Here is a 17,156-nt window from a genome sequence, read left to right on the forward strand (position 1 = left end):
AGCACAAGAGAGCACTCGCGCTTACATCTCGTAAATTTGTACGACTCGTTTTTGGTTTGCTGGTCAAAAACCAACTGTACACCGGCGAACAACTGAACGCCGAATATAATATTGAATCGAACTGACGTTCGAAAATCTCTTATTTTTTCGAATGTTTATTAAGTGTACCCTTTTTTAGAAAAACATAGCAAAATCTTTTTCAATTTAGTCTTGACATATCACCAGAATGCTTTTCAATCTGTCGTGTACTATCTTGATTATATTCTATTCCGCATGAAATACATAATCCGGCGCTTCTATTTTTCCGCCATTTCCCATCTCCAGAACCATGTGTAGAAATTTCTGAGTGCTGACATAATAATGGCTGTCTCTGTCAATCCATCCTGTCTGCATCACATGGATTCCATACTCTCCCAGCCTCTCACATTCCTTTTTAATCTCCTCGTCCGGATATACATCTTTGACATGATGGAGACCCGGACCGTTCTTTTCAAGGAATTCCCAGTAAATATTAGGCCCTTTTACAGGCTGTATAAGCTCCATTTCTATATCTCCAGCCCACTTCACCGCGCAGATAAAATCAAAGTCCCCTGTGACAGATTCTCCATTCACCATAAAATCTTTCAGCTTTTCCGGTGTGAAATGCCTGACATCCCATCCGTCGATCCCAAGGTAATAAGCAAAATTTCTCATATATTTTTCAACGTCATCTACAACAAGGGCAATCTGTTTGATATTTTGTACATGAGACACGGGGCGCTTAGCTCCTTTGGCAGGGTAAACCTCCTCTGCCTCGCCGATCTTCCCGCCGTTTCCGAGCTCAAGTGTAAGTCCAAGCTCTTCCCGGGAATCTACATAATAATGAACATCATTGTCAATCCAGCCGGTCTGTATTACGTTCAGTCCTTTAGCCTCAAGCCCCCGGACAAACTCTGCCAGTTCTTCGTCATCGGAGATGACAAGCTTAAAATGGTGCAGCCCGCTCCCATATTTTTCCAGGTGCTCCCAGTAAATATTGGGGCCTTTTATGGGCTGAATCAATTCATATTCCACATCCCCTTCCCAGGTAACAGCACAAATAAAATCAAATCCCTCTGTAATGTGCTCGCCGCGCACGTAAAAGTCTCTGACTGTTTCCGGCGTAAAATGCCGTACATCCCACGGCCCTATCCCGAATTTCTCCCAATAATTCTTCATTGTCATATCCAAATCATCTACCAGGATACAAACCTGCTTAATTGCACCTTTCATGTCTATTTTTCTCCTTCCATATCTGCCCTATAAAAAATACCCCAGTTTTTTCTGGTATTTTCAATTAAATCTGCTATCTTTACGGACTCCTCCCATGTGAAATAAGGACACTGTGTTTCTCTTTTCCTGAGGCACTCCTGCACCTGGCGGATTTCAAACTGGAATCCGGTTGCCGGGTAATTCTCCATATATTTTTCGGTTGTACCATCATTCATAATCAATGCTGCCATAGTCGGATGCCAGAATTCAGATCCTATAATAATTCTTCCTTCTTCGCCTATGATTTCTGCCTCCGGGTTACTCACTTGATTAAACGCTCCGCCCGCAAAAGCTGCTTTTCCATCTTCATATTCCAGAAGCATATGAAAGCTTTCATCCACCTCACCATTGAATTTCATTGTAGAATATACATTTATAGGTTCTTCAGGAAACACCATATAAACCATAGCCAAGGCGTAAATTCCCACATCCCTGAGCGCACCTGCAGCATGCTGTAAGCCGCCTTTCCACGGCTGCCAGTCATTGACATCAGGCTTGATATTAAAAGATGCATGGACAGACAACGGCTTTCCTATTCTGCCCTTTTCAATCCAGCTTCTCGCCTCCAAAACTGCCGGAAAGCATCTTGTCCACATTCCTTCCATCAAGAATACATGCTTTTCTCCTGCCTTTTTTAAGACTGCATCCAGCTGAAGCCGGTTATCAACCATAGGCTTCTCGCTTAATACCGAAATTCCCCGGTCAAGTGCCGGCATAATGTAAGAGTAATGACAGTCATTCGGAACTGCAATATACAGCACATCAATATTTTCCTTTTCAAGCATTTCCTGAAAATCTGTGTAAACTCTATTACAGTCATATTTCTGTGCAAATTCCTTGCCACTTGTGATGCTTCTTGAAGAAACAGCCACCAGCACGGCATCTTCCACCTCCTGCATCCCTTTTGCAAATTCATTAGCAATATAGCCTGTTCCGGCAATTGCCCATTTTATTTGTTTCAAACTTGTCTCCTATCCATATATTATAAAAGCGTCTTCGTATGAGCTATTTACACAACAAAACGCTTTCAAGATTTAGTAATTTCTCCATTTTTGCAGTTTCTTCCACGGCTTAGGCAATTTTCCCATTCTGAAATAAATTCATCTAATCTCGTCGGATGCCTCATACCTGCCTGATATTCACGTCCACAGCCTCTTTTCTTGCATTGTGTCCCTGGTTCTGATTTTCAGGCTTCACCTTTTCAGTAACACTGTTGTACTTATCCAGGTTCTTTTGTTTGTTCTGTTGTTCCTGTTGTTTTTTATCCATGCTTGTTATCACCTCAGGGATAGTATGTGGCAAGATAGACAGTTTTATGTGTCTGAAAAGCACACTCGTTGCTACTTCGGTATTAAAGCCAAGTTTCTATGTTTATTCTTGTAAATAATGGATTAAAGAATATCGGTTTTTATTTGACAGATATAGACCAGGATTTCTAGAAATTTCTTTTTTAACTCTGCACTGTCAGTATTAGGATTATGACAAATCATCTCCATTTTACTTTTACAGCAGCTGGTAATAATATCATTTACCATTAAAATGTTTTTAGAAGTAATCGCTGTGTCCTCATTTATAAGGGGTTCTAATGCCACTAGATTTCTTTCGAAAAAATTATTTCCAAAATACATAGCCTCTATCTCTTTAGAAAAACTGTTTCGCTCTTCTGGAAATATGGAGTAATAAGTATCCATAACTTCTTTAAGATTGCTGCTCCTTCTTCCATAGAAAAAATTATAAATACCTGTGGTTTTCGACACATTGTGGTAAAAAACAAATCCCAGACTGATAGGAATGTCACTGCTTGTACATTTTTTAATTAAGTGGTATTTTCTACCACTCGGTTCACGTCAGATTTTGTCAAAATAGGTAATATCAATTTCTTCTACTGTGAGATTCATTCTGGGATTTCCCAATCTCTGCCTAGCCTCTTCAACAACCAATTTATACGCATTCCAGTAATCCTCTTTAGTTATTGTTCCAAGTGGAATCCTTGTACTTTCAACCATAAAAACAATACTGCCATTCGGTCCCTCGTCATCTTCATCAACAAGATATCTATCATGTATCCCCCCTGAAATGTAAATACCCGTTTCTTCATAAATTTTCTTTGCAGCTATATCCCAGATATTGGAGATACTTTCTGCTGTATAATGTTCGGGGTCAAGTCCCAAGAAAGAAATTGAATAGCTTTCTGTAATCATAGTACACCTGTAACACACTTTTTAATAATATATGTCTTCCTGCCAAAAAAAGTGCTGAATTCCCAGGAAAATCAGCACTCTCTCAAAATATAACAAAGGCACAGACCGGATTTGAACCGGTGATCAGGGTGTTGCAGACCCACGCCTTACCACTTGGCTACTGCGCCTTATCATGACTCCTACGGGAATCGAACCCGTGTTACCGCCGTGAAAGGGCGATGTCTTAACCGCTTGACCAAGGAGCCATATATCATTATCACGATCACCGTTTTCGCAGTGACCGTTTTAAATAATACCACACTGCAGGCTAGAATGCAAGACCCTTTTTGCGCAAAAAAGGGGTCAGACCCTTTTGCGGCCGGTTTTCAGAATATTCAGTCTTCTCCGAGATGGTATGACACAATCAAATCTACCATTCTGTCATAACTCTGTACTCCATCTGACTGCCCGTTTACTTTTAAGTATGTATCGTTCACCATGTTCGACACTTCTGCTACTGTACCCTCATATATGTTCCAAAAGCGGTTGTTTGCTTTCAAGTCTGCCTCTACCCGCTGATCCAGCCTGGAGCGTACTTCCTCAGCTGCTCCTGAGTTCACCCGCTTCAAAGCATTTGTGCTGTATATCCAGCCCATCAGGTAACCACTGTACTGGAAATCCTCCCCCGCCGCGTCCTTGCATGCCAGAAATGCAATGAAATTGGCCTCTTCTTCCTGCATGAATCCACGCAGATGTGACAGTTCATGACAAGCTGTAAATGGAATGTTGTATGCCGCCATATCCTCATTGTAGTTCGCTTCGACCGTAAAAGGGGAATATATACCCGTAATCCCCTGCCAAGACAAAATCTCCGACACCAACAGGCCTTTGGGCTGAGGATAATATCCTGACAATGGGGGATACTGCTCACCCAGCTGTTTCATCGCTGAAACTGCTGCCTTTCCCTCTTCGTCTGACAATCTCATAGTCCCCGTCTCATCTCGGCTTACCAGACCTGCCCTGGCATTTATCTCTTCTGTCAGCCACTCACATGTCTGTTCTAAATCCTCTGCTGTATACTCCACTGTCTGTATATCTAATTTCTCCGAAAATGAAACTCGCCGGTAATTAATTCCACAATTCAAAACGTACAGAAGTACTAGTACGGATGCTGTCAAAAAGAGACTGGAAGCCCATTGAAGGATGACTGCCCCTCCTTGCTTTTTCCTTGCGGCGCCGGCGGCAGCATGAATAAATGAGCCAGCCAGCAAGACAATGAGTCCATAAAGTGCAAGTTCTGACAAAGAGAAAGAAAATAACCCTGGAAAACGTCCTACTGTTCCAACAATAAGAGGATAAATATGTATGGAATACCACTCGGCCATTCCCGGCACTTGCCCTGACGCTGTGGTAAGCGCTGCCCCTGCTGCCAGAAGGGCTCCGCCTGCGAGGAGATGCTTTTCTGTTGTACTCAATTTTCTATGTTTGCTTCTGTTCATCTTTTATTCACCCATCACCCTTTGTAAACAAATCTTAAACGAAGTTGATATTGTACAGCAAAAGTCTAATATACAGTATCATAAGTTAAAGCGTCGTCTTCAATCTGTGGAAAACACGGTAAACACTATCAAGACCGGCCACAATACAATAACTCTATTGGTGCAGTCCGTGTCCTGTCTGCAAAGCGATGTTGCCTATCTAAAAAACCGGATATCGTAATTAATTTATTATAGCAAAAACGCATGAAAAAAGCGATGGATTTGTAGTATCTTCCAGCTTTTTCATGCATTTCCATTGTAATACATTCCGGCTATCCCCAGACTTCTTGTGCAATATCTTTCGCCAGCTTCAATTTGGCCCACTGCTCTTCTTCTGTCAGTTTATTTCCTTCCTCAGTAGATGCAAAGCCGCACTGGCGGCTGCCGCGAAGGTCAAAGACTCCGCAGCCTGCTGCGCTGCAAGTTTGATGCCCCGTCAGCTTGCTGCAGGGTCTTTGACTTCAACCCGTAAACTTAAGCCCTATGATTCTTCACACAACGCTTCGTTCTCAACAACTGTATGTAATTTTTCCGACATTATAATCATCAAAACAAGTGTAGCTGCCATAAAAAGTGGATACAGCCCTATGTTCACATACTGAGCCACCAGGCCAAACAGTGGAGGAATCAGGCAGGTTCCCGCATAAGCTGCCGCCATCTGCATCCCGATAATTGACTGACTTAAGTCTGCACCAAAATTGTCCGGTGTTTCATGTATGATAGAGGGAAAAACAGGTGCACAGCCACAGCCTATCAAAATCAGCCCCGTAACCAGGACACCATTTCCAAGAGGCAGTAGTACACAGAGGATTCCTATTGCCGCCACAGCCTGCCCCAAGCGAACCATATTCCGGTCATTGACCTTCAAAGTAATAAATCCACAGACAAATCTTCCTGCCGTTATTCCCAAATAGAACAAGCTGGCCCAGCCGGCCGCCCGCTCAGGAGTGATTCCTCTGTACAAAGTACAGTAGCTTGCAGCCCACAGTCCCGCCGTACTTTCCAGAGCACAATAGCAAAAAAAACAGGTCAAGGCTTCTTTTACACCTCGCACCTTCAAAATCTGCCCAAATGTATACTGATGCCGCGGGTGCTCTTTTGGAGAGTTCGGTTCGGCCTCTGGAGTTTCCACTTTGTCTGCTTCCCCTGCCTGATTTAATTCAATCTTCGGACCCGGAACGTACTCTCCCCGTTTTTTTCGCCACAGCGGCAATGACAAAAACAGAATTGCTGTCAGACTCATCTGGAAAATCGATATAGTGCGGTATCCGCCGTTCCACTTTAAGCCTCCTGAGACGGCCCAGCCCATAATCACCGGCCCAATGCTGGCTCCCACACCCCACATACAATGCAGCCAGCTCATATGCCGTGCCGGATAATGGAGGGCAACAAAATTATTCAGCGCAGCATCCACGCTTCCGGCCCCAAGTCCATAGGGAAGAGCCCACAGGCACAAAACCCAGAAGGAATGGCTGACAGAAAACCCAAACAAAGCCACCGCTGTCATGCCCACACTGATTGCCGTTACTTTTCCCGCCCCCAGCTTGCGGGTCATATAGTCACTGGCCAGGCTGGAGACAATTGTCCCCACCGCAATAATCATCGTAATAGCTCCTGCCCAAGATACAGATGCTCCAAGCTCTCTATACATACTGGGCCAGGCCGCACCAAGTAAAGAATCCGGCAGGCCCAGGCTGATAAATGCCACATAAATAATAAGCAATAATATTGTCATATTGATACTCCTTAATTGTCTCTTTTCATTACTGCTCATTATAATATAAAACACGGGAGATTTCTAGGATTATCAGAGCGCTTTTGATAATCACTCAATGCGGTTACAGCCAGAACATAAGCAGCTCTGTGCTTTCCGTCACGTGTGCCTTGCCATCACTACAAATTATATTCACTGTTGTCGTTCCTTTTAGCTCACCATCCCGTCCGTGATGAATTTGGCAGGCAGACAGTGGAATTCTCAACTTTCCGCCTTGCTTCTCCGCTATTTCAAGAACACCCTGCTTCTCATATTTCAAAGACATCGGGATTACTTCTACAGCTTCTCCGCGTGTGCGCCGATTCGTTGTCCTTTCACGGATGTACAACTCCAGATATTCGTTCTGTTTCTCCTGCACAACATAGGCAGTTTCCTCAAATGCCTCGTTTGCCATGGAGATGGGTGTTTTCTTCCCGTTCCCATCTGCCCGGTAAAATATATACTGAACCCGGTGCTTTGTGTACTGTCGCACAGTTTTTTTTACATCACTTTCAGGCCCGCTCTTCTTACCAGGCAGCGCCGGCATCTGATGCTCATAATTTTGGAGAATCGCTTCCAGAACATACCGCTCTGTATTTTCAACCATAGACCTAACTGCTTCTTTCAAATCGGATTCCGGTACTCCAATATTCTTCAGATATTCTTCCAGTCTCCCAAGCAGCTTTTTGTATCTGTCCAGCCACACATGTCCATATTCCGTGAATCTATAGCCTTCTGTCAGATACCCTTTCTCTGTAGCAATTTTCAGATATTTATTGACTGCTACCTGAGTGACTCCACATTTCTCTGCAATCATCGTCTGGAACCCATGTACATTTCCAAGCCTCTCAAGTTCTATCATATATTGCAGCTGCAATACGGAGGGCCGGCTCTTTCTTTTCAAATTATCTCCTTGTTCCATATTCCTTTCTCCCTCCTGCTACCAAAGATGAATATTCAATTCTCTGCTGTCTGCCATAAGCGGCCAGGTTTCATTCTCCGTAAATGCAATCATTGCTTTTCCTTCTGCAACCGGCACTGCAGCACTGATTGTGTAAACGAAAATGTCCGTAGGCAGCTTAAAACAGTCCTTTTTCCGCGCGGCCAAAATCCATTTTCCGTTCTTTTTATACCACAATGCCCCTGCGTCCTGCCCCTGCTTTAACTGCAGAAAAAAAGAACTGCTCCCTTCTTTAACCTTCAATACTGTCACTGCCTTGAACTTTTCAAATTCTTTTGCCAAAAATCGAGGATTCCTCTTTTCCGGCTCATAAATAGCCATGAGGGCATCATAAATACCGTCTTCATAGGTAGCAGACAAGTCTGTGTGCCCGAAGCTTCTGTCATAGGTGTCGCCATATTTCAGGAAATTGCTGATTCCGTCCATCCCTTTCCTGCTAATCACGTGTTCCATGCGGCAGGCATCCTGTGTTGCTTCCTCCTGACCCATGCCGCTGACCATCTGGAAAAACTGCATTAATTTCTGATGTCTGACCGTACATTCCATTCCCTGGCTTTTACCGAAGTCTGTCAAAAAAAGCTCGCCGTTTACTGCCGGTTCTTCCAGATACCCATGCTTAAACATTCGCTTTGCAAGACTATTCAGCTCCCTTTTGCATGTCTTCATTTCCACCGCCAAGTCAACCAGCAAAAGTGGCCTTCCCGCTCTCCACCACAAATACATACATTCCAGAAAATCCTCTTCTTTCTCCTCCATGTTCACGGGTACATTCGTGCCAATTCCTCCCATGGTCCTCTCCTCTTCGTACTCTCTTTTCATGAATCCATTATCCTTTGCAATATTATGTACCAGTATGCCGGGGCAGCTCCTTTAATTCATGTGATTTTCAAATTATTATTTATTCCGTATCCCCTTTATATATCACATTTTTACTGTTTTACTTTATTATATCCGAATTACTTCCGTTTGTACAGATATCAGCTTTTAATTTAAAATAAAGTTAGTACTTGCAATTCCTAGTAAAATGGTGTAGTATTTTAGCGTAAGAATGTTAGACGGCGCTAATTAGAGAAATATTAGTATAATTCAGCCATTTGGAAGGAGGCTTTTTATATGGGCAGTACATTGCTTGAAATTGAGGACCTGGGTGTTTCGGTGGAAGACCATGTAATTCTTGACGGTGTTAATTTAAAAATAAACAAAGGTGAAATTCATGTCTTAATGGGGCCCAATGGAACAGGAAAGTCCACACTGGTATCTTCTATTATGGGAGACCCAAGATATGAAATTACAAAGGGAAAGATTTTGTTTAAAGATAAGGATATCACTGATGAAAAAACTGATGTAAGAGCCAGAAGCGGAATTTTCCTGTCATTTCAAACCCCGGAAGAAATTCCCGGAATAACTCTGGAGAACTTTTTGAGGACAGCGAAAGGTGCTGTGGAAGGACGCCCTCCAAAAATACTGGCTTTCCGTAAAGAATTGAAAGCACAGATGGAAGCTCTTGACATGGATCCCACATATGCAGAGCGTTATCTGAACGTAGGCTTTTCCGGCGGTGAAAAAAAGAAAGCCGAGATTCTGCAGCTTTTGATGCTTCAGCCCCGTCTGGCTCTCCTGGATGAAACAGACTCCGGTCTGGATGTGGACGCTGTAAGGACAGTTTCCAAAGGAATCAGTGCTTATCACAATCAGAAAAATGCGGTTTTGATTATTACGCACAGTGCAAAAATTCTGGAGGGGCTTGATATCGACTATGTCCATGTTCTGGAAGGAGGACATATTGTAAAAACAGGCGGCAGAGAATTGTCTTCAGAAATTATTAGGAGTGGTTTCAACAGCATAGAGAAAGGGGCTGATGGACATGAGAGCCTTTAAGTCAGAAAAAACAAATGTAGAGGAGGCCGACAGAAGTATTTATGATGTAAAAGACAAAGTCCATCCGTCCTTCGAAGTTCAGTCAGGCCTCACAGAAGAGATTGTAAATCAGATCTCAGATGAGAAAAACGATCCGCCGTGGATGCGTACCTTCCGTATGAAGTCACTTCAGATTTACAACAGTATCTCTGCTCCCAACTGGGGACCGTCTCTGGATGACCTTCATATGGAAAATATTGTGACCTATGTCCGTCCTGACACCACTATGCGCGGAAAATGGTCGGAAGTTCCTGATGATATAAAAAACACTTTTGAAAGGCTGGGAATACCTCAGGCGGAACGTAAATCTCTGGCGGGTGTAGGTGCCCAGTATGATTCTGAAGTTGTGTATCACAATATATCTGCCATAGCTGCCTCTCAGGGTGTGGTCTACACCGATATGGAAAGCGCCCTGACAGGCCCCTACGAAAAAATGGTGCGGAAACATTTTATGAAATTGGTTCCCCCTTCAGACCATAAGTTCGCGGCTCTTCATGGGGCGGTCTGGTCGGGCGGCTCTTTTGTCTATGTTCCCCCCGGTGTATCGGTTGAAATTCCCCTTCAGTCTTACTTCAGGCTGAACGCCCCGGGTGCCGGTCAATTTGAGCACACTCTTATTATAGTAGACAAGGGTGCATACCTGCATTTTATTGAAGGCTGTTCAGCGCCGAAGTACAGTGTAAACAATCTTCACGCAGGCTGTGTAGAGCTGTTTGTCGGAGAAGGTGCAAGGCTTAGGTATTCCACCATTGAAAACTGGTCAAAAAATATGTACAACTTAAATACAAAACGTGCCAGAGTGGAAAAGGACGGTACCATCGAGTGGGTATCAGGTTCCTTCGGCTCTCATATCTCCTATCTCTATCCTATGAGCATTTTGCAGGGAGAAAGAAGCCGCATGGAATTCACAGGAATCACTTTTGCCGGCGGCGGACAGAATCTGGATACGGGTGCAAAAGTGGTTCATGCGGCTCCCCATACGACTTCTCATATATCTACAAAGTCCATATCAAGGGATGGCGGGATTTCCACATTTAGAAGCTCGGTGAAAGTAACTCCCGACGCTGTGGGCAGCAAATCGTCCGTGTCATGTGAATCTTTGATGCTGGATGACCAGTCCAGATCCGATACTATCCCTGCCATGGATATTCAATGTGATGAAGCGGATGTGGGGCATGAAGCTAAAATCGGCCGCATCAGCGAGCAGGCAATATTCTATCTAATGAGCCGCGGAATCTCAGAAGAGGATGCCAGAGCATTTATCGTAGGCGGTTTTGCTGAGCCTGTGGCAAAAGAACTTCCACTGGAATACGCAGTGGAAATGAACAATTTGATCCACCTGGAAATGAAAGGCAGCATAGGTTAAAAGGAGGCGTGCCAATATGCAAGATAAAATCAATGTTCTGCCTGTACTCACCTGGAATCACCTGGGCGTAAACTGGGCAGGAAAAGAATTTTCTCTCCCCGAAGCTCCAAAAGAGAAGCCTTCCGAAGAAAGACTTTCGGTTTCCCTTTTGCCTTCCGGAGTTGAAAGAATAGAAACTTTTCCAAAAGGGAAAAATGAAATGGAAAGTGGAATAGGAAAAGCCTATGACGATTACGTAATAGAAGATGCCAATGTTACCTGCTTTCTAGGAGTAAGGGGAAAAACGGAACAGGTCATAAGACTGAAGTCCTCTATCCCTGGCCTTCATACGGCAATTATCGGGGATTATGGTATTTACGCGGAGGAAGAGAGCAGTATCACTCTCCTGCAGGAGGCAAGTGCAGCGGAAGGTGGTTCGGGATTTACGGCGGAGCTTACCAGAATTTACGCAGAAAAAGGTTCCCTGGTCAAACTGATTCAGGTGCAGGACTTAAATCGTTTCTGCAGCAGCTGGAACGGCGTGGCTATCCATGCAGAGGACGGTGCCAGGGTGGAAGTTATCCGTGCCGTTCTGGGGGGAGATAAAGTGGCTTTAGGTACAAAAACTCTCTTGAAAGGCAAGGAAAGCAGTTATCTCCTAAATACAGCTTACTTCGGAGATCAGACACAAGTTTTTGATTTCAATGATACGTCAGAGCATTGGGGGAAAAATACGCAGTGTGATATGTATACTGCAGGAGTCCTGGCTGGAGAAAGCAGCAAAACTCTCCGGGGAACCATTGATTTTAAGCGGGGAGCTGCATATTCCGCAGGTCATGAGACCGAAGAGGTTCTAATGCTTGGGAAAAAAGTGAGAAACCGCACGGTACCTCTGATACTCTGTGGTGAGGAACAGGTGGAGGGGCAGCATGCAGCCACAATAGGACGTCTGGATGAATCCCAGATTTATTACCTGTGTTCAAGAGGCCTGACATCCCTCCAAGCGAGACTCCTGCTTGTAGAGGGCCGGTTTGCCCCTGTGCTGGGGCAGATTCCGGATGAAAAGCTAAGAGAAGTACTTTCCTCACAAATTGAAAGGCGGTTGAAGGATAATGATACAAAATAAAATAATTCAGGATTTCCCTGCTCTGCTTATGCAGGAAAATGGAAAACGTCTGGTGTATCTGGATAATGCGGCCACAACTCAACATCCCCGCCAGGTACTTGATGCAACCATTTCCTATTATGAAAAAGACAACGCAAATCCCCACAGAGGCGTTTACGAACTGGGCGCAAGGGCAACTAAGGCCCATGAAAATGCAAGAAAATCTGTTGCAGAATTTCTCCACACAGAACCGGAAGAAATTATTTTCACCCAAAACACGACAGAATCCCTCAATCTGGTGGCTTACAGCTATGGATTAGAATTTATAAAGGAAGGGGATGAAATTGCCCTGTCCGTTGCAGAACATCACAGCAATCTTGTGCCCTGGCAGAGAGTCGCAAAGGCAAAAGGCGCGGTGCTTAAGTTTCTATACCCCGATGAATCGGGGCACCTAACCGATGAAGAGATAGAAAAGAAAATAGGCTCCAAAACCCGTCTTGTTGCCATCGCTGAGGTTTCCAATGTACTGGGCCTTAGGGCACCTGTTGAAAAGATTGTGTCCCAGGCAAGGAAAGCCGGAGCCGTTGTGGTTTTGGACTGTGCACAGAGTGTTCCTCATATGCCCGTTGACGTAAAGAAACTGGATGTAGATTTTGCTGCATTCTCAAGCCATAAACTCTACGGCCCCATGGGTGTTGGTGTCTTATACGGCAAAAAGGAGCTACTGGAAAAAATGCCTCCGTTTTTAAGCGGCGGTGACATGATTCAAAGTGTCCATGAGCAGAGTGTCACTTACGGTGAAATCCCCCGGAAATTTGAAGCCGGAACCAGAAATGTGGGCGGAGAAGTCGGACTGGAAGCGGCCATCCAATATATCAATTCCATCGGCTATGATGAGATTATGGCGCATGAGCGTGATCTGATGGAATATGCAATCGGAAAGCTGAAGGAAATCCCCTATGTAACTATCTACGGGGAAGCTTCTGCACAGTACCGCCACGGAGTGATTTCTTTCAATATAAATGACGTCCACCCACATGACACCGCCTCTATTTTGGATGCAGAGGGGGTTGCCGTCCGTGCCGGCCATCACTGTGCACAGCCTTTAATGGATTATTTAAAAATCACAGCCTGCTGCCGGGCAAGCTTTGCAATTTACAATACAAGAGAAGATGTGGATATGCTGATTTCCGGAATAAGAAATGTGAGGAGGTACATGGGACTTGGAAATTAAAGATTTATATAATCAGATTATAGTAGAAAACAGCCGGGCCCAGTGGAACCGTCACCCTGTGGAAGATAAAACCATCAGCCTGGAAGGTGTCAATCCAAGCTGCGGTGACGATATAGTCCTGGAGCTGAGGGTTAAGGATGGAATCATAGAAGATGCGGGTTTCGTGGGGGACGGCTGCGCTATCTCCCAGGCCTCGGCCTCCATCATGGTCGACTTGGTCAAAGGAAAATCCGTGGAAGAAGCAAAAAAACTGATGAAGTTGTTTTTCAGGATGATCAAAGGCGAGATTACGGATGAAGAACAGATTAAAGAACTGGAGGATGCAGCCGCTCTGCAGGGCGTATCACATATGCCCGCCAGAGTAAAGTGCGCTGTATTGGCATGGCATACATTAGAAGAAGCACTGGAGGAAAACTAGTGCTTTTTAGTTCCACTCCAGCCCGATGCCTGCCGCCAAAGCTTTGTCATAGATTGACCTGGCAGCAACCAGATCCTGTGTTGCTACACCTACTGTCTCAAATACAATAATCTCATCATCATTCTCACGTCCTGCCAACTCGCCCTTCATCACATTTCCCAGATCTCCGGTAAAGTCAGCTTTTGAAATGATTCCCTGCTCCAGTGGAATCAAGATATCGCCGGATTCAGACAATACCGCTTCCTCGGAGTCAAAGTAAATCTTGGATGCACGGGGAAGAATTGCCGGGTCCATCTCCTGCATGTGATGCTGATAGGCACCGACACAGCTGAGGGTCGCTCCAGCCTTAATCTTTGTTCCGTCAAATACAGGTTTAGAAGATGGGGTAACCGTAATCAGAAGATCTGCATTATCGATTGCTTCATTGGAAGATTTTGCAGCAATAATCTTTGCTCCGTATTCCTTCATCTCCTCCTGCATCCTGTCCGCAAAATCTTTTGTACGCTCATAGTTCAGGTCAAAGACTCTGACTTCCTCCAGTTTCCGTGCCACAAGCATTGCTTCCAACTGCGCCGCACCCTGTCCGCCGGTGCCGATCAAAGCACCGATTCTGCATTCTTTCTTTGCCAATACGTCAAATGCCACTCCCGATGCTGCCCCTGTGCGGAGCTGAGTTACATAGGTTCCGTCCAATGCGGATATTACAACTCCGGTCTTCCCATCAATTAGAAATAACTGTGCCGGGGAAGAAGGAAGCCCTTTGTTAATGTTATGAGGAAAAATATTTATAATCTTCAGAGAAGCACTATCTATATCTTCCACGTATGCCGGCATAAATAAAAAATTGCCCTCATGTTTTGGTGCCGGTATATTTGTTCTGAGCGGTGCCTCACATTTTTCTTCCACTATAAGCTGAAATGCCTTTTTGTCTGCTTCAATCGCATCCTTCATTGAAAAAACTTTTTTAATATCGTCTTTTGAAAGTAATAGCATGATTATCCTCCTTTTTCATTCTTCATTATTCGGTATTACCTTTGAGGACTACCATATATTTTTTTTGATATAATGTCAACTAGCTTTGATATGTTTTAGTTTCATAACTAATCAAAAGTGCCAGGGGCATTTCTTTATATTAACTATACTGATTCCCATAGGATATCCATAATTGTTAATTTGTAAGGCCTTATAACTTTCAGTTATACAACACTTTTTCATAAACTTTCAGTTATACAACACTTTTTCAGTTGCTGGTTTTTTTATCAGTGCTATAATATAAATTGTACTGCAAATTCGTATAAGTAGGTGGATTCATTATGAAAGAGAAGAAAATTATATTATCAGAAGCAGCCCTTGCTGCCGGCATTCTCCTGGATGCGGCAGGTGTGGCACTTATTACAAAAAGCAATTTTGGTATCACTGCAGTCTCAGCCCTTCCCTATACCCTGAGCCAGACTCTTCCTGTCCTCACCTATGGAACATGGTATTATATCTTTCAAATCAGCTTGATGCTGCTGTTGATTTTACTGACCCGAAAGTTCAAAAAGGATTACATCATAGCCTTCGTGGTAGGGTTTTTGTTCAGCTTTGCTCTTGACCTCGCTACCTTTTTGTTCAAATTCTGGCCGGAATCCCTGCCTTTTCAAATGGTATATTTTGTGGCAGGAACACTGCTGCTCATGATTGGTGTCGCCTTTCTTATTAACAGCAGGCTGCCGATCATGCCACAGGATCTCTTTACCAGAGATTTCAGTAGCTTTATCGGCATTTCCTTTAAGAAAGTCAAAACCGCCTTTGACATCAGCTGTGTAGTCATAAGCTGCGTAATTGCCCTTCTGGCTGTCAGACATCTGATCGGGATTGGCGTTGGCACACTCTTAAGCGCATGTATAAACGGATATGGAATCTCTTTCTTCCAGAATCAGCAGAAGACAAGGTGGGCATTTGAAACAAAGTGGTTTCCCAAGTAATGGTTTATTTAATGCTTTGTTTAAATGATGCTTCATTCCAATCTCCATTAGGCAAATAAAATTTCAAAAATAGCTTCGGTAACATGTTGTGGGAGATTTATAGCCAAAAGCTCTTCTGCAATATCAGTTACCTTTGCTTTTTTGCATATATTATAAAATATTTTTTCTTTCTGCTCATATTCAATCATCATTGAATCTAACCGTTTAAATATTTCTTGCTCAACCGGATTTTCAACGAGTGATAGCCCCTTGTGAAAACATATCTGAATCATCTCTCCTACCGGAGAAAGGGCTATTTTTAGCAACAATCTATTCTTTGTTTCATCGTATGATTTTTCAATCACTTCCTGCCCTGAGTATACAGAAATGTCATTAGAATCCATGACACCTGCCAGAGTAATGCAATATTGACGCTTCTCCGGCAGTTCAGAAAATTTATGGCCTTTAGGCTTGATTGTAAGCATCGTTCCCTCTTTTGCACTCCACACAAATTGGAAATCTGTTGTAAAACTTTCTCCCTCCCTATACTCTTGCCCCTCTCCACTATCCCCATAAAGCTGGAAAGCACCATCAGATCCTGCAAATACTATAAGCTCCAGATGCTTCGGCAATACCGCTCCATTTCTCACCGCTTCTCTCTTTTCCGTCAATGGTATAATGGATCCAGCCTTTACAAAATATTCCGGTTTTTATGACGAGCTGACGGAATGTAGATTAACGCTTAATCCCCAATACCGTTTCGTATTGGAATCCGATGTAGATTATGAAGAAATCAAAAGACTTGGGATACAAATTGCAAAATACAAAGGAGAAATTACCGGTGTTTTTATTACAAGTGATCAAATAGCCTCTTTCTTAATTAACGTCCTTCGCCAAAATGGTTTATGTATCCCCGAAGATCTATCTTTGATTGGATTTGATAATTTGGAAATATGTTGTCAGTTAACCCCTCAGCTCACTACTATTGCACAAGATTTGCGTAAAAAGGCTGAGCTTACTGTTGACATCCTGTTCCGCCGTTTATGTGCACCTGACTCTCCCTTTGAATCTAGGATTTTGAATGTTTCACTTGTTGAACGTAATTCAGTGCAATCTCGGCCCTGCCCTATACCCTGAGCCAGGCTTTTCCTATCCTCACCTATGGAACATGGTATTACTGGTTCTTATTTAACTCTGCCATCATCTGGTCAAATTCTTCGAATTTCGCTCCCAAATCATGAATATGGCCTGCATCTTTCTGCAGAGCAGTACCAAACTGGGTGACTACATTCTGGGACTGCGCGAAAGCCTCCTGCCCGGCTGCATTGGCTGTTATGGTGCTCTGTGTGTCCTTTGAAGATAATGTTTTCCCTTCAAAATGCTTTGCCGCATCGTCTATATTTTGACTTTCTTCATCTGTTATTGGTTTGCTTATCTGGATTCCTCCGCTCATTTTACTTTCCTCCTAA

The 17,156-nt window shown here is 43.8% G+C and carries 19 protein-coding genes and 2 tRNA genes; 7 read left to right on the forward strand and 14 right to left on the reverse strand.

All coding sequences use genetic code 11. The features are described from left to right. Positions 1 to 264: 264 nt before the first annotated feature. The 11 genes from EDD59_RS12160 to EDD59_RS12210 form a co-directional block, all read right to left on the reverse strand. A complete protein-coding gene (locus tag EDD59_RS12160; protein WP_132382244.1) occupies positions 265 to 1,251 on the reverse strand; it encodes a VOC family protein in 987 nt (328 codons plus the stop codon). 2 nt (positions 1,252 to 1,253) lie between these two features. After that, a complete protein-coding gene (locus tag EDD59_RS12165) occupies positions 1,254 to 2,252 on the reverse strand; it encodes a Gfo/Idh/MocA family protein (RefSeq protein WP_132382246.1) in 999 nt (332 codons plus the stop codon). 160 nt (positions 2,253 to 2,412) lie between these two features. Then, positions 2,413 to 2,559: a hypothetical protein gene (locus EDD59_RS17835; RefSeq protein ID WP_165920933.1), complete on the reverse strand. Its 147-nt coding sequence runs from the start codon at positions 2,557 to 2,559 to the stop codon at positions 2,413 to 2,415. Positions 2,560 to 2,681: 122 nt separating this feature from the next. Then, positions 2,682 to 2,981 (reverse strand): hypothetical protein, encoded by a 300-nt coding sequence (locus tag EDD59_RS12170; protein ID WP_132382248.1) that lies wholly within the window; start codon positions 2,979 to 2,981, stop codon positions 2,682 to 2,684. Between the two features lie 156 nt (positions 2,982 to 3,137). Next, entirely contained in the window at positions 3,138 to 3,509 is a 372-nt protein-coding gene (locus EDD59_RS12175; protein ID WP_165920934.1) for a hypothetical protein, read from the reverse strand. A gap of 78 nt (positions 3,510 to 3,587) precedes the next feature. Next, positions 3,588 to 3,658, reverse strand: a tRNA-Cys gene (locus EDD59_RS12180). Positions 3,659 to 3,664: 6 nt separating this feature from the next. Continuing rightward, positions 3,665 to 3,736: transfer RNA gene (locus tag EDD59_RS12185), tRNA-Glu, on the reverse strand. A gap of 129 nt (positions 3,737 to 3,865) precedes the next feature. Continuing rightward, positions 3,866 to 4,969, reverse strand: a complete 1,104-nt coding sequence (locus EDD59_RS12190; RefSeq protein WP_132382252.1) for a DUF3810 domain-containing protein — start codon at positions 4,967 to 4,969, stop codon at positions 3,866 to 3,868. Positions 4,970 to 5,489: 520 nt separating this feature from the next. Further along, positions 5,490 to 6,743, reverse strand: coding sequence for an MFS transporter (locus EDD59_RS12200; RefSeq protein ID WP_132382254.1), 1,254 nt, complete (start codon positions 6,741 to 6,743; stop codon positions 5,490 to 5,492). Between the two features lie 103 nt (positions 6,744 to 6,846). Beyond that, positions 6,847 to 7,683, reverse strand: coding sequence for a hypothetical protein (locus tag EDD59_RS12205; RefSeq protein WP_132382256.1), 837 nt, complete (start codon positions 7,681 to 7,683; stop codon positions 6,847 to 6,849). Between the two features lie 18 nt (positions 7,684 to 7,701). After that, positions 7,702 to 8,541 (reverse strand): metal-dependent transcriptional regulator, encoded by an 840-nt coding sequence (locus tag EDD59_RS12210; protein ID WP_132382258.1) that lies wholly within the window; start codon positions 8,539 to 8,541, stop codon positions 7,702 to 7,704. A gap of 294 nt (positions 8,542 to 8,835) precedes the next feature. Here EDD59_RS12210 and sufC point away from each other — a divergent pair, with 294 nt between their 5' ends. From sufC to sufU, 5 genes are read left to right on the forward strand one after another with little or no spacing between them, the layout of a single operon-like run. Next, entirely contained in the window at positions 8,836 to 9,600 is a 765-nt protein-coding gene (gene sufC, locus EDD59_RS12215) for a Fe-S cluster assembly ATPase SufC (RefSeq protein ID WP_132382261.1), read from the forward strand. Continuing rightward, on the forward strand, positions 9,587 to 11,005 hold the full coding sequence (gene sufB, locus EDD59_RS12220; RefSeq protein ID WP_132382263.1) for a Fe-S cluster assembly protein SufB: 1,419 nt from the start codon (positions 9,587 to 9,589) through the stop codon (positions 11,003 to 11,005). The genes sufC and sufB overlap by 14 nt, the downstream gene beginning before the upstream one ends. Before the next feature lie 16 nt (positions 11,006 to 11,021). After that, complete coding sequence (locus EDD59_RS12225) at positions 11,022 to 12,110, forward strand: SufB/SufD family protein (protein WP_132382265.1); 1,089 nt, start codon at positions 11,022 to 11,024, stop codon at positions 12,108 to 12,110. Beyond that, positions 12,097 to 13,323: a cysteine desulfurase gene (locus EDD59_RS12230; protein WP_132382267.1), complete on the forward strand. Its 1,227-nt coding sequence runs from the start codon at positions 12,097 to 12,099 to the stop codon at positions 13,321 to 13,323. The genes EDD59_RS12225 and EDD59_RS12230 overlap by 14 nt, the downstream gene beginning before the upstream one ends. Then, complete coding sequence (gene sufU / locus EDD59_RS12235; protein ID WP_132382270.1) at positions 13,313 to 13,741, forward strand: Fe-S cluster assembly sulfur transfer protein SufU; 429 nt, start codon at positions 13,313 to 13,315, stop codon at positions 13,739 to 13,741. The genes EDD59_RS12230 and sufU overlap by 11 nt, the downstream gene beginning before the upstream one ends. Before the next feature lie 6 nt (positions 13,742 to 13,747). Here the strand turns inward: sufU and EDD59_RS12240 are convergent, their stop codons facing one another. Beyond that, positions 13,748 to 14,734, reverse strand: coding sequence for an ornithine cyclodeaminase family protein (locus EDD59_RS12240; RefSeq protein ID WP_132382273.1), 987 nt, complete (start codon positions 14,732 to 14,734; stop codon positions 13,748 to 13,750). A gap of 320 nt (positions 14,735 to 15,054) precedes the next feature. Here EDD59_RS12240 and EDD59_RS12245 point away from each other — a divergent pair, with 320 nt between their 5' ends. After that, a complete protein-coding gene (locus EDD59_RS12245) occupies positions 15,055 to 15,708 on the forward strand; it encodes a DUF6198 family protein (RefSeq protein WP_132382275.1) in 654 nt (217 codons plus the stop codon). Positions 15,709 to 15,755: 47 nt separating this feature from the next. Here the strand turns inward: EDD59_RS12245 and EDD59_RS12250 are convergent, their stop codons facing one another. Continuing rightward, positions 15,756 to 16,337 (reverse strand): DUF5110 domain-containing protein, encoded by a 582-nt coding sequence (locus tag EDD59_RS12250; RefSeq protein WP_243117419.1) that lies wholly within the window; start codon positions 16,335 to 16,337, stop codon positions 15,756 to 15,758. 28 nt (positions 16,338 to 16,365) lie between these two features. Here EDD59_RS12250 and EDD59_RS12255 point away from each other — a divergent pair, with 28 nt between their 5' ends. Continuing rightward, a complete protein-coding gene (locus EDD59_RS12255; protein ID WP_132382280.1) occupies positions 16,366 to 16,824 on the forward strand; it encodes a substrate-binding domain-containing protein in 459 nt (152 codons plus the stop codon). Positions 16,825 to 16,861: 37 nt separating this feature from the next. Here the strand turns inward: EDD59_RS12255 and EDD59_RS12260 are convergent, their stop codons facing one another. After that, a complete protein-coding gene (locus tag EDD59_RS12260) occupies positions 16,862 to 17,140 on the reverse strand; it encodes a TIGR04197 family type VII secretion effector (RefSeq protein WP_132382283.1) in 279 nt (92 codons plus the stop codon). Between the last annotated feature and the right edge of the window lie 16 nt (positions 17,141 to 17,156).

The sequence above is a fragment of the Muricomes intestini genome (genome assembly GCF_004346165.1).
Classification (GTDB): Bacteria; Bacillota; Clostridia; order Lachnospirales; family Lachnospiraceae; genus Muricomes; species Muricomes intestini.

Excerpts from the sequence above, each read along its gene's own strand:
- EDD59_RS12160 (WP_132382244.1), bottom strand. The coding sequence starts at position 1,251 with ATGAAAGGTGCAATTAAGCAGGTTTGTATCCTGGTAGATGATTTGGAT.
- EDD59_RS17835 (WP_165920933.1), bottom strand. The coding sequence starts at position 2,559 with ATGGATAAAAAACAACAGGAACAACAGAACAAACAAAAGAACCTGGAT.
- EDD59_RS12170 (WP_132382248.1), bottom strand. The coding sequence starts at position 2,981 with ATGGATACTTATTACTCCATATTTCCAGAAGAGCGAAACAGTTTTTCT.
- EDD59_RS12190 (WP_132382252.1), bottom strand. The coding sequence starts at position 4,969 with ATGAACAGAAGCAAACATAGAAAATTGAGTACAACAGAAAAGCATCTC.
- EDD59_RS12200 (WP_132382254.1), bottom strand. The coding sequence starts at position 6,743 with ATGACAATATTATTGCTTATTATTTATGTGGCATTTATCAGCCTGGGC.
- EDD59_RS12205 (WP_132382256.1), bottom strand. The coding sequence starts at position 7,683 with ATGGAACAAGGAGATAATTTGAAAAGAAAGAGCCGGCCCTCCGTATTG.
- EDD59_RS12210 (WP_132382258.1), bottom strand. The coding sequence starts at position 8,541 with ATGAAAAGAGAGTACGAAGAGGAGAGGACCATGGGAGGAATTGGCACG.
- sufC (WP_132382261.1), top strand. The coding sequence starts at position 8,836 with ATGGGCAGTACATTGCTTGAAATTGAGGACCTGGGTGTTTCGGTGGAA.
- sufB (WP_132382263.1), top strand. The coding sequence starts at position 9,587 with ATGAGAGCCTTTAAGTCAGAAAAAACAAATGTAGAGGAGGCCGACAGA.
- EDD59_RS12225 (WP_132382265.1), top strand. The coding sequence starts at position 11,022 with ATGCAAGATAAAATCAATGTTCTGCCTGTACTCACCTGGAATCACCTG.
- EDD59_RS12230 (WP_132382267.1), top strand. The coding sequence starts at position 12,097 with ATGATACAAAATAAAATAATTCAGGATTTCCCTGCTCTGCTTATGCAG.
- EDD59_RS12240 (WP_132382273.1), bottom strand. The coding sequence starts at position 14,734 with ATGCTATTACTTTCAAAAGACGATATTAAAAAAGTTTTTTCAATGAAG.
- EDD59_RS12245 (WP_132382275.1), top strand. The coding sequence starts at position 15,055 with ATGAAAGAGAAGAAAATTATATTATCAGAAGCAGCCCTTGCTGCCGGC.
- EDD59_RS12255 (WP_132382280.1), top strand. The coding sequence starts at position 16,366 with ATGGATCCAGCCTTTACAAAATATTCCGGTTTTTATGACGAGCTGACG.
- EDD59_RS12260 (WP_132382283.1), bottom strand. The coding sequence starts at position 17,140 with ATGAGCGGAGGAATCCAGATAAGCAAACCAATAACAGATGAAGAAAGT.